The organism is Lachnoclostridium phytofermentans, from assembly GCF_000733755.1.
Taxonomy (GTDB): domain Bacteria; phylum Bacillota; class Clostridia; order Lachnospirales; family Lachnospiraceae; genus Lachnoclostridium; species Lachnoclostridium phytofermentans_A.
Genome location: NZ_JPOF01000003.1, coordinates 1,163,130 through 1,175,048 on the forward strand (window position 1 = coordinate 1,163,130; position 11,919 = coordinate 1,175,048).

At 34.5% G+C, this 11,919-nt stretch carries 6 protein-coding genes; all 6 read right to left on the bottom strand.

Annotated features, from left to right (window positions below; genetic code table 11):
• Positions 1-109: 109 nt before the first annotated feature.
• Positions 110-3,085 (bottom strand): polysaccharide lyase family 8 super-sandwich domain-containing protein, encoded by a 2,976-nt coding sequence (locus CC92_RS0110485; RefSeq protein ID WP_029502931.1) that lies wholly within the window; start codon positions 3,083-3,085, stop codon positions 110-112.
• 54 nt (positions 3,086-3,139) lie between these two features.
• A complete protein-coding gene (locus CC92_RS20945; RefSeq protein WP_155998351.1) occupies positions 3,140-5,149 on the bottom strand; it encodes a heparinase II/III domain-containing protein in 2,010 nt (669 codons plus the stop codon).
• A gap of 179 nt (positions 5,150-5,328) precedes the next feature.
• Positions 5,329-7,449 (bottom strand): methyl-accepting chemotaxis protein, encoded by a 2,121-nt coding sequence (locus tag CC92_RS0110495; RefSeq protein WP_029502929.1) that lies wholly within the window; start codon positions 7,447-7,449, stop codon positions 5,329-5,331.
• 52 nt (positions 7,450-7,501) lie between these two features.
• Complete coding sequence (locus CC92_RS0110500; protein WP_029502928.1) at positions 7,502-9,142, bottom strand: response regulator; 1,641 nt, start codon at positions 9,140-9,142, stop codon at positions 7,502-7,504.
• Complete coding sequence (locus CC92_RS21625; protein ID WP_051650714.1) at positions 9,142-10,965, bottom strand: sensor histidine kinase; 1,824 nt, start codon at positions 10,963-10,965, stop codon at positions 9,142-9,144. Before CC92_RS21625 ends, CC92_RS0110500 begins: the two co-directional genes overlap by 1 nt.
• Positions 10,966-11,061: 96 nt before the next feature.
• Positions 11,062-11,907: a carbohydrate ABC transporter permease gene (locus CC92_RS0110510; protein ID WP_029502926.1), complete on the bottom strand. Its 846-nt coding sequence runs from the start codon at positions 11,905-11,907 to the stop codon at positions 11,062-11,064.
• Positions 11,908-11,919: the final 12 nt, after the last annotated feature.

Consider the following 11,919-nt stretch of genomic DNA (forward strand, 5'->3'; position numbering starts at 1 on the left):
TTTGGTTTCTATTGTGCAAACTAAATCAAAATCTATCCAAATATTATATCACTTTTCACATCGATGTAACAAGCTTTCAATGAAAATGGCTGTCCAAAACATTTCGTTTTTATCGTGGATATTCTAATTCCAACTTAGGGGCATATCCTGAATATTCCCTAGAAGCGAAGCTCATATTATTTTTATCAGAACCTGTCCCTTCGTTTACTAAAAGGAAGGTAACTTTTTTATCACTCAGATGATTTTTTACATAGTTTGTAACATCCACCGTGATCCATTTCCCTTTATCTGTATTTGCTACATTCAAACTTGTGATATAAGAATTCCCCGCAGGAGCATTATTCCACGTTATACCTGTCTCAGTAGATGTTTCATCGGATGCTCCGTATATTTTAACAGTTCTAGAGAGATCCTCATTTACATCCGTAATATAAAGCTTCAATAAAGCGGATGGTATAGATGCTTTCGTATAGCTGCTAAAATCAAATGTAACATAAGATTTACGATTATAACCATTGTTGTCGTAAAGATTTTTCTTTATAACAAGATCAGTTGTTGTTCCATAATTTGTATTTGCATATGCTCCATCGCGTACATATGCATCGTTATTAGTTTCGCAGGATAATGAGTTTAACTTGAATTTTGCTCTTATTGTAGCGCCTTTCATATTACTTACACTAATACTTAACTTGATTGTGGGAGACAACTGTATCACTGTTACGTTCGGATCTTTTGATATTACACTTGCTGCCTTTCTATCTATTTCAAGAACTATCGGTGAATTTGTAGCCTGCGTTGGGTCACTTACTGCCAGCTCGTATTCATCCCCTGACTCTTTTACCATAAGGGAAGCTTTTCTTGTACTTGTAATATTGGCAACAGTTTTGGTACTGTCATTCCAGAAGTTTATCGCGGTAATACCAAGAGTCTTTTCTTTTACAGCCTGTGCATCCGGTGAATTTTCTATTATTTCAATATTAGGATTTGAGGCATATGCTGATATTTGTGTTACTGTTTTGTTTGGTAGCAACACATAGGAATACTTACTGTCAACAGGATTTGTTCCATGATTCTGCCATATAGTAAGAAAGTTTCTAGACTGTATGGCAGTACGGTTACTATCAATTATTCCATTTTTGTGTATATCATACCAAGTACCTGTTCTTGTCTCACGCCTAGCCCATACGGATGATCCTTCTGGGAAGTAGTAGCCAAGATCAGAATTCGGTGTACTCCCTGCCAAATGAGCCCATTTTACATTCGTCATTAACTCACTATCTCCCATGGCAGGAAGTTTAGTGGTTCCATTCACTGTAAATGTATTGTTTCCAGCAGTGCTTATTGCACGGTTTTCAATAATAGTTTCGATAGTTTTAGTGTCAGTGCTATTTATACCAGCTCCGAGGCATACAATTTCATCATCAAACATGAAGTATGACTTTTTAGCTTCCAGTGAATAGCCTATATCTTGTAGTTGCATACCGGATACACCGTAGAGTCCTGAAATATCTGCACCACCAACCCATGCTCTGCCGCTCGGAGTTGACTGTTTGTAACCCTTTTTACCTGTCGTATCGTTAGGATCAAAATCAGGTCTTGTTATCCTGCTAACAGTAGTACCAGGTATCCGATAAGGGTCTATTGTACACCAGTAATTACCGTTATATTGTCCCTGATCACCATTATATAGATAGGTAGCACCATAATTTGTAAACCAACCATGAAGATTTTCTTTATTTATTGATTCATAGTTGTATATTCTCTTAGAAAACATACTTAATGCAAAGGTAAAATTCGGGCGTCCATGTACAACTTTATCCATATTATAATACCTTTTATGTGCTATATATTCACTGGCCGGTATGACTGATGGATCATTCACTATTTGCTTTGCAATAAGCATTTCATACATAGACATGTTTTGTAAAATAGGCTGATATGTATTGTTTATTACCCACTTTTTAAGTAATCTCTTGAAATATACTCTGTCACTAGCATTCGGAGCACTTTGTGAGGCTAAAACTACAGCTTTAACAGCGTCCATACCAAAAGAGAAGTCGTTTACCTCTGTGGCCCCTGTATTGGATTTAGAAGATGCTATTTGCCTCCCACGTACCATAGACATAAAGCCGCCCTCATACATCACTGGCTCATATACAGTATATATCCATTTATACACATTACTTACATTGGGATTAGTAACTGCAAATGATGTTCCAAGCAAGGAATCCACAATTGTCAGCAAACCATAAGCATAAAATGAGCCATAACCTCCGTTATACCCATTCGCAATATGCTGTATAAAGGAACCGTCAGAATATATACCTTCGCCGTTTGTTACTTCAGTATACAAATAATCCAATGCATCTCTACCTTGTTTAATTAAATCAGAGCGTTTAGTTACTATACCTGCCTTTATAAACTCCTCTGCAAAGTGCAGTCTATTAGCCCCTGTAAATTTACCTGTATAATCACCAATACTTGGTGTATAGCGAAGTACCGCATTAACATAGTTTGTTATCTGTTCAGAAGTTAAGTGATCATACATCAGTAATGTACAATTTAACAGACTCAATGCTCCACCGATCTGATAACTATACCAGTTATAGTATGAACTTGCAGTGGGTACTGTCGTATTGTATCTGTTCTGATTCATCCACTCAAGTGCATTCACAATATCAGTAGCGAGTGCGGAATTCTGATAGAGACTGCCTCCATACTGATTATAAGCCTTTGCCATAGCAAGAAGCCTACTGTACTGTGCAGAAATATAATTTGAATCGCTATTATCCGGTGCATCCGACCACAAATAAGTTCTATTTGGTGACTTATCCATACTGTTCCAGAAAATACTAGCATCAGCTCCAGAAAGCTTACTGCTCACATCTGGATCATTAAGGTCATATGAGGTACCGCCAGTCATATAGCGTACCCATTTGGCCCTCATTACATCATATTCATCTGCAGCTTTTGCAATTTGAGGTCTAGGTGTAATACCTATCATACTTAACGTCATAATAAAAGCCAAACACATACTGATTATTTTTTTAACTTTGGAACCAAGCTTGAAAGATTTATTATTCAATTTAAGATTCTCCTTTAATATAATTTTAGTGTATCTTACTTTTGTATCTTAACATTACAAATCAATACCAATAGAAAATTCATGATTTATCGTTCCAGTTTCACTAAAAATTATTACTTTTATTTTATTATGGTCGTCTACTTCTATCTTAACATCTTTAATGAATGGATTTTCAGAATGAAAAGCTTCAAATACATTCACATATAGAGCATTATCTACATCCTTTACTCGATTAATAAAATAAGAAAGTTCTTTTATAGATGGATTATCTGGTCCTTTCGCATAATAAACCTTACTATCCGTACTACAATAACTAAATAGATTAAGTTTACATAGCTCGTATTGCCAAGTTGTTTTTACAATCCCATCCGGTTCATAGGACTTAATGTCATATAAATATTTCAATGGTTTTTTATCACTTATTGAACTAAGTTGCTCAAATCCTTCGTTAGCTAACTCGCACATTCCTCGACTATGTACTGTCCAATCAACTTGTTTTCCTCCTATATTATGAACAAGGAATGCCTCAACAAAATACTGGTCGCACCAGAGAATCACTCTTCGCATCACAACTTTAGAATATGAGATATCATCCCATTCCACTCTGGTTAATGAATCAATTCCAGGGAATGAACCATCCCACTTAGCCTCAGCTTCTACAAGAATATGGCCATCCATTTCTTCATATCTCACTGTTCTACTATTGGTAGGAGGTTGGTTTTCCTCATTTATGGATACAGTATTATGCGTCGCCGTATTCTTAAAATAGTCATAATGCAATATTGCACCATAACCTGTAGTGCCTACATCAGGTAATAGATATTCATCAAATGCCATGAAGTGTATTCCTAGTTTATCATAATGATCATGTTCTCCGCCGTAACAACCATGCCTGAATAATAAGTATTTCTGATTAGTTCCTCTAAATAATGTAAATCCAGAAGCATCATTATCATGGTAATTATCAAACCTATATTCTTTGGTATCCGGGATTTGATCTACTCCATATAGAAAAGCCTCCAGATTATTCCTCTCATACTTTTCGTATACCTTGTTCAAAATCCAAGCATATTCCCATTCTCCATAAATTCGATAGGCAAACTCATAAAAGTCTGGGAACATGCTAAAAAGTTTATCCCCTACACCGTCCCCTACCTTTGGAGCTTTATAATCGCTTTGAAGAAGCTTTAGTGGCATCTTAAGCATGTCACGATACTCCTGTCTGCTTAGCTGACTATATGGTGTGAGTCTAGCAAATTTTTCATAATCAAAGAATGCTTCCAGAGCGAAATAGTGATAATGGAACGTTCCCTCAAACCAAAAACTATCTTTTAGCACTGCATGTTCCAATTGATATATAATTCCATATTTGGAGTGTACCGCAAAGTCAATAATATCCTCATCGTTTAATAGTATGCCAATAATACCGATTGCACTGTTGACGATTACCTCATGATTGTGAATCTGATTCATACGATATTTCATAAGAAAATTAGCACATTCCGAAAAAAGGTTTTTCTCAATGAACGAAATTTCATCTGCTTCTAATGAATCTTTTATAATATCATACCCCTTGGCAAGTCCCTTGATCCATATAGCCTCACATAATGTTTGTGCATTGGCCTTACCTGGATTATTATAAGGAATATCACCATGAACTTCATAATCCGGATAGTATGATGCATATTTCATCAGGATTTCTTTCGAAAGTTCCCTATATTGTTCCTTACCAGTAAGTAACCATAACAAAGCTAAATAAAAACATGACTCAGAGTTTATTCCATTCGTAAAGCGCCACCAAGCACCATCATATGGCTCACCTGTGTAAACTGTTTGGCATACAGGGCAAATATGATGATGTTCATCATCATATTTATAGGAAAGCTCAACAGAGTGAATTGGACAATAATAATATAATGTCCAAGTAGCAAACCCCTTTTCCTGAATCCTAGCACCATGCTTTAAGATATCCTCTGCCTTTTTCTCAAGTTCTAATATAATCTCAGTATTATTCTCTGCTTGGTTTCTAAACCTAGCTACCTCATCAATTGTAAATTGCACCATAAGTATACTTTCATCCAATTTGAGAAATTGAATTTATACCTCCTTCATTATACAAAGTCTTTGCGAATCGGTTGGAATATTTCTCATGGCATCTCCACTTTAATACTATGCACATGGTGTATAGCACCAGATAGGATCCAATGAAGCCATAAAAAAGCAACCGTTCTTTATTAAATATTTTATACCTTAAATATTTTAATAGCATCGGTTAACTGTGTGACATTTTCTTTCAATACCGTTGCCACTTGATTTAAAGAATCAGCAGAATGTAGCTGTTCTTCAGCGGTTGCATCCATTTCTTGAGCTGCAGCAGCTGTCTCCTCTGATACGGCTGAAATATTACTAATAGCATTAAGAGTATTGATTTTTACTATTTCAATATCCTTTATCTCTTCATTAATTCTATCAGCCTTATCTACGAGTCCTTCCACATGTTTGTTGATATCCTCAAATACCTGAACCGTGTTTTGAAGCGACCTTTCTTGTGATTTAATGATATCTGCAGTCTCTTTTACAGAAACTACGGTATCCGTTGTCTTATTTTGAATCTGATTAATTATACTCGATATCTTACCTGCTGCTTCATTAGATTGTTCTGCTAATTTACGTATTTCATCTGCAACAACAGCAAAGCCCCTTCCTAAAGCTCCTGCTCTGGCCGCTTCAATGTTAGCATTCAGCGATAATAAACTGGTTTGCTCTGAAACTTCGGTGATTACTTTTATAATGGTATGGATGGATTGGATCTGAATCTCTAGTTCATCCATTTTATGTATGGTACTTTCGCTACTATAAACAGTTGAGCTTATTTTATTATCTAAATCTTGTACAATTTTAATACCATTTTGTATCATATCCTTCGTCGATGAGGTAATGACCTCCATCTCACTTGCATTCTCATTTACCTTGCTAATTCTTTTGGACAAATCATTTGTTTCCTTAAGACATTCTTCTGCATCTTCTGCTTGACTTACAACTCCTTGCTGAATATCGTGAATTGCTGTACTGATATCTTTTACTGAACGAAGCATGTTTTCTGAGTTGGTTGCAACCAGGTTTGAAGAACTTAATACATGCTTATTTATTTCTGTTGCTTTCTCCAGTAAATTCTTCATATTAAAAATCATGTGATTCACGCTGTCCACTAAAACTCCGAATTCATCTTTCCGTTTTGTCTCTATTACGACCGTTAAGTCACCTTTTCCCGCTAAGATTAATTTATGGATGATATCCTGTATTGAAATACATATTCTTCCAGAGAAGAGAACTCCAGTAAGAATTGCAATAAACGCTGCCAAACCAGCAATTATCAAGGTTACGAGCTTTATAATACTTGCTTGTTCTATCAGATAAGAAGTAGGGATAGTAGCACATACCATTACATCTGTTTCTCCTACCTTTGTATATACATAAAGATAATTAATCCCTTTGATATCAACATACTGATATCCATCTTTATCATCACTTGCTGCTGTTCTTTTAAAAAACTCTTTGTCCGTAAAAATAGGTGCCTGTTCCTGGTGTAACCCTGTAATTTCCCTCCCGTCGGGGGATATCAATGCAAAAGAACTGCCTTGGGGTAAATCCAGTTTATGTATCACATCCTCTAGTATACTTTTATTTACATCAACAACAATAACTCCAGAAGCATTCGATGCGGAGTTAAAATACTGGCGGTTTAAGGTAATCCCATATTGATTTGTATTTATTCCGAGTTCTTTATCAAAAAAATTGTGATAACCGTTCCATATGCATGTATTTCCTAAAGCTGCAACTTGTTTACCTTCTTCTGTTTCTAAATATGCCTCATAGGGGGTTTTTGTTTGATTTTGAATAAAAGACCCATAAGAAACTATCTCTTTTCCATAATCAGTAATTATTACAATGTTTTCAATTATGGTATTTGCAGTCGCCATCGCTACTATATTCGATCTCAAATTTTGTAAGATTTCATTTTCTTCTGACTTATTACCTTTATAGTATCGATTATAATATTGCTTCATAGAAGTATCATTTAATATTTGAAGAGAAGAGTCCTCAATATTTTTAAGTATAAGACCATAATATTTTGCCGTGGTGTTAATAGTTGCAACCGTTGAAGCTTCGTAGTTTTTTATAATCTTCTCAGATGCAAATCTATAAGACACCAATCCTAAGACTATAATACATAAAACAGGTATGAAAAAACATAAGATCAGATTAACTCTAAAACTTATTCCTTTTACTTTAATGCCTTCTTTTAACCCTTTGCTTCTATCGGAAAAATCTTTCTTCTGATTAATCATGTGAAATAATTTCATTAAATCATTATCCTTATCCTTTCATAAAATTTCTCCTTAGAAATCGTCTGAATTAATCTGATTGCGATTGCATTCTATCTCGATATTCTGTCGGTGTACAGCCATAAAATTTTTTAAAACAGCTTGAAAAATACTTTTGATTACTATATCCGCTTTCACTTGATACCTCTTGTATTTTATTTAGTGGATCCTTTAGTAAATCCCCTGCTCTCTCCAGCCTCCTACGGATTAAATATTCCATAAATCCTTCTCCTGTCTTTTGCTTAAAGAGCTGTCTGACATAATTAGGGCTAAAATAAAGTTGGGATGAAACATTTTCAAGATTAAAGTCTTCATTTGCTAGATTATGTTCAATTAATACTTTAATATCATATACAAGTTTATCTCCCTGATTTGCAATAATATTCATGAATTCATCACACCTCTTTAGAATATAGTTTTCCAATAATATTTTGGTATCAAGCAAAGTACCGCATAGAATCTGATCTTTTAGAAAATTTTTCATTTCCGAATCCTGCCATACTTGGTAGGCACTTCCCGATTCCAATAAAGCATTATCAATAGAAAAGACTAATTCAAAGATAGATAAACTGACAAACTCCTGCGAAGTTGCAAATAAACTTTCATAATACCCAAGGATGGTGTCTAGTAATTTAAGAGCTCTATCCTTCTTCGCAAGCCGTATATTTAAGATTAATTCCTCCCTTAACTCCACGAGGGTTTTATCATTCAAATCCACCTTTGTCTCTTTCATCTGTTTGGCTTCATCGTAATGAATTACACAGCTTTTCTCCGGCAATATGTATTTAATCACAGATAATGCTTCCTCATAAGAATTCGCTATCCGCTCCAATTTCGGATAAATTTTACCCAAAACACATACTAATCGCATGTTATAATACTTAATAAGGCTATTATTTATTTTCTCAATACTGTTTTTTATGCTAGTATTGAACTCAAAAATATCCCTATGTTTACTACAAAATATCATAACCAACTGGTTATCATGAAATCTTACGGCATATGTATTCACTGCTTCTTCCACGTATTCATCTTTCGTAACCATTAAAAATTCCATTACCATGCCGGGGTTATTAATGACATCCGGGAAACCTTCACCTTCCGATTGTAATTTTATAATCCCTATACAATAAAAATTTGCTGAGAGGTTCAACCGTAATGTTCTACCTTCCTCTACCAAATCTTTCTTTACTGTCTTGTTTTGAATGATATCTTTTAAAAACCGTTCCTGAATATACAAAACATTATCTTCGAAATGGTTCTGCAATTCTGACATATTTCGCAATAAAGAAGCATTGCTTTCAAGTTCTTCTTTAATCTTATTTAAAACTTCAAATAATTCATCGGGCAAAAAGGGCTTTAACAAATAGTTGGTGACACCTAACTGCATGGCTGTTTTAGCATAGGAAAAATCATCGTACCCACTGATTATAATGGTCTTTATATTAGTTCCTGTATCTTTTACCTCTTTAATCAGGTCTAATCCGCTTAGCATAGGCATGCATATATCCGTAATCAGAATATCTGGCTGCAGCTCCTTAATCATATTGATTGCTGAAGTTCCGTCTTCCGCGCATCCAACAACCTCCATCCCTAAGTCTGAATTGTTGATGCTTTTGGCAATCAAATTTCTAATATAGGCTTCGTCATCTGCAATAAGAATCCGGTACATTAATCCACCTCCATTATCTGAGTAGGAACTATAATCGTTGCTCTGGTCCATTCCTTTAATTTACTCTCTAACATTAATCCATAGGCATCCCCATAATATAATTTAATTCTCTCATTAATGTTATAAATACCATAGCCTTCATTATGATTTATTTTCCCCTCAACTAAGCAGCGATTTATGATTGCAAGTTTTTCCTCTGTGATACCAAATCCATTATCCTCTACGCACATCTTAATAACCGATATTCCATTGGTCTCGAGGTGGGTCTTAAAATAAATTTTTATCATGCCTTCTGTTTCTTTTAATTTAATACCATGATAGATAGCATTTTCAACTAACGGCTGTAGTATTAATTTTATAGTTGGTATTTGCAGTAAATCTTGATCAATATCAATTGTATAATTTAATTTTGTTTTATATCGTATTCGCTGTATATTAAGATAACTTCTTACATGTTCAATTTCATCTTTCAATGGAATGATTTCATTGCCCTTGCTTAAACTTAACCTGAAAAATTTACCAAGAGAATTTGCCATGATACTGATTTCTGATGCTCCCTGATCAGCTGCCTGCCAAGTAATAGCATTTAAGGTATTGTATAAAAAATGAGGATTTATCTGGGCCTGAAGGGCTTTTATTTCAGCTATACGCTTTTGTTTTTGAATGCTTTTAACATTTTCTTTCTCTTCTTTTAACTCTTCAATGCTTAAGTTTAGTTCTGTTATCAAACGTTGAATCTCATGAATCATGACATTAAAACTTGCTGCAAGATTACCAACTTCGTTATGATAAGGATAGGAAAATTCCACATGAAAATCCTGATGGATGGCTTTTCTCATGATTCTATCCAACCTGTTCATCGGTACTGTAATACTATAAGCTAGAACTATAATCGCTAATATGCTAATTACTATGCCAATCAGTATCATAATAATTATGAAGGTTCGCAGTGCTTCCAGATTATTTAAAAGTCCAGCTTTTGATTTCAAACTGTATAGTCTCCACTCATTTGCCTTTATTATGGTAAAAGCGCCTATGTAATCCTGATTATCATATTGGATGCTGTCACATAGAGCATTTTTATTTCCTAGATCAGTTTCGTTAAAATTGAATGCTACCTTTTTTTCAGCTTCCTTGCTATTAACAATATTATTTCCGTTCTTATCTATGATGAACATTTTGTCAGCTGAAGCGTAACTATTGTCAAAATACTTTATAAATTCCGATTGCTGGAGATTAACTACAATATAGATATTTTCCCTGCTGCCAACAACCCGAAATCGAAATACTACCGGTATAACTATTTCATCACTGGCAAATATCTGATCTTTCATTGCCGGGAACCAGGCCATTACTTTGTTGGGATCATTCTCATAGGATTGATAAAACTCGGATTCCTTGAAATTAAATTCGCGAAGTTTATTTCTTGAAAAATCATCAAAATCACTGTGTTTTGTGTATACATAAACAGAATGTATATATTTATCTCCCTGATATAACTCGGTAAGAGAATCAGCGACAACCCCCAAAAGACTGGTGTAGTACTCACCATATGGATTATTTAAGTATCTACTCATGGACTCGGCAAAGTATTGATTGTTACACATGGCGTAAACTCTACGAATAATCGCATTTATCCTATCATTGATATAGGTATTAGCTTGATAAATAATATCTTTCGAACTGCTGTATGTATTCTCTAATGTGTCTTTAAATGCATAATTATAATATATAACTCCGGTGACACTGCTATTCACTAATAAAATTGTCATGCATATGATAATTATTTTAGTTCTGATTTTCAAATTTTTTATTCTCTTCATCTTAATCTTCCTGCCTATCAGATATAATAAATTTCCTATTTTTCTACATTATTTTATCAAATTCATTATATCATATATTGGAAGCAATGGTTGATTTTAACCTTTTACCGCCCCTGCTGTAAGGCCTGCAATGAATTGCTTGTTTGCAAAAAAGTAAACAATTAATATTGGCATGATTGCTATCGATGCACCTGCTAACATAATGTGCCACTCAGCTGCTGCATTCATGGAATACTTCAGTTGAACTACTGCAACGGTTAAGGTTTTAAGTTTAGGGATGGAGATACTCATTACCATTGTAGTAACGTAATCATTCCATGAATTACGGAAGGTGAATAATGCAACTACTGCTAATATAGGTTTTATTAAAGGCATAATTACACGGAAGAAAATTCCATATACAGAACAACCATCGATAATTGCTGCTTCATCCAATTCTTTCGGCAAACTCTTTACAAACCCCATAACCAATAACACATTAGAAGCTTGCCCCCCTGTCAATGCAAGAATTAGGCCTATAATACTCTTGTTAAGTCCAAACTTGCTTAGCATATCATAAATCGGATAAAGTGTGACTGAACCTAATGCAATGAACATTAATCCGACATATAAACTCATGATAAACTTCTTACCTACAAATTCCCTTCTTGCAAAGACATATCCTGCCAAAGAGGAAGTAATAACTGCGATTAGCATACACGAAATACTTATTACAACGCTGTTTATGGCATACTTTGTGAAGTCTGCTTCAATAAATGCTTTATAGTAATTTTCAATATGCCAACCGTTTTGTGGTAAAAAATTACCTCCGGCTGTTAATTCACTATTGGTTTTAAAAGAGCCAATAACTGCATATAAGATCGGATAGATTGTGAAAATAATCATAACAGCTAAAAATATCCCTATACCTAAGCCCATTATTAGTTTTTTAGATTTTGCCATATTGTTCATCCT

What these genes read in the sequence shown, in the direction of transcription:
- CC92_RS20945 (WP_155998351.1), bottom strand. Translation starts at nt 5,149, where the DNA reads ATGGTGCAATTTACAATTGATGAGGTAGCTAGGTTTAGAAACCAAGCA.
- CC92_RS0110495 (WP_029502929.1), bottom strand. Translation starts at nt 7,449, where the DNA reads ATGAAATTATTTCACATGATTAATCAGAAGAAAGATTTTTCCGATAGA.
- CC92_RS0110500 (WP_029502928.1), bottom strand. Translation starts at nt 9,142, where the DNA reads ATGTACCGGATTCTTATTGCAGATGACGAAGCCTATATTAGAAATTTG.
- CC92_RS21625 (WP_051650714.1), bottom strand. Translation starts at nt 10,965, where the DNA reads ATGAAGAGAATAAAAAATTTGAAAATCAGAACTAAAATAATTATCATA.
- CC92_RS0110510 (WP_029502926.1), bottom strand. Translation starts at nt 11,907, where the DNA reads ATGGCAAAATCTAAAAAACTAATAATGGGCTTAGGTATAGGGATATTT.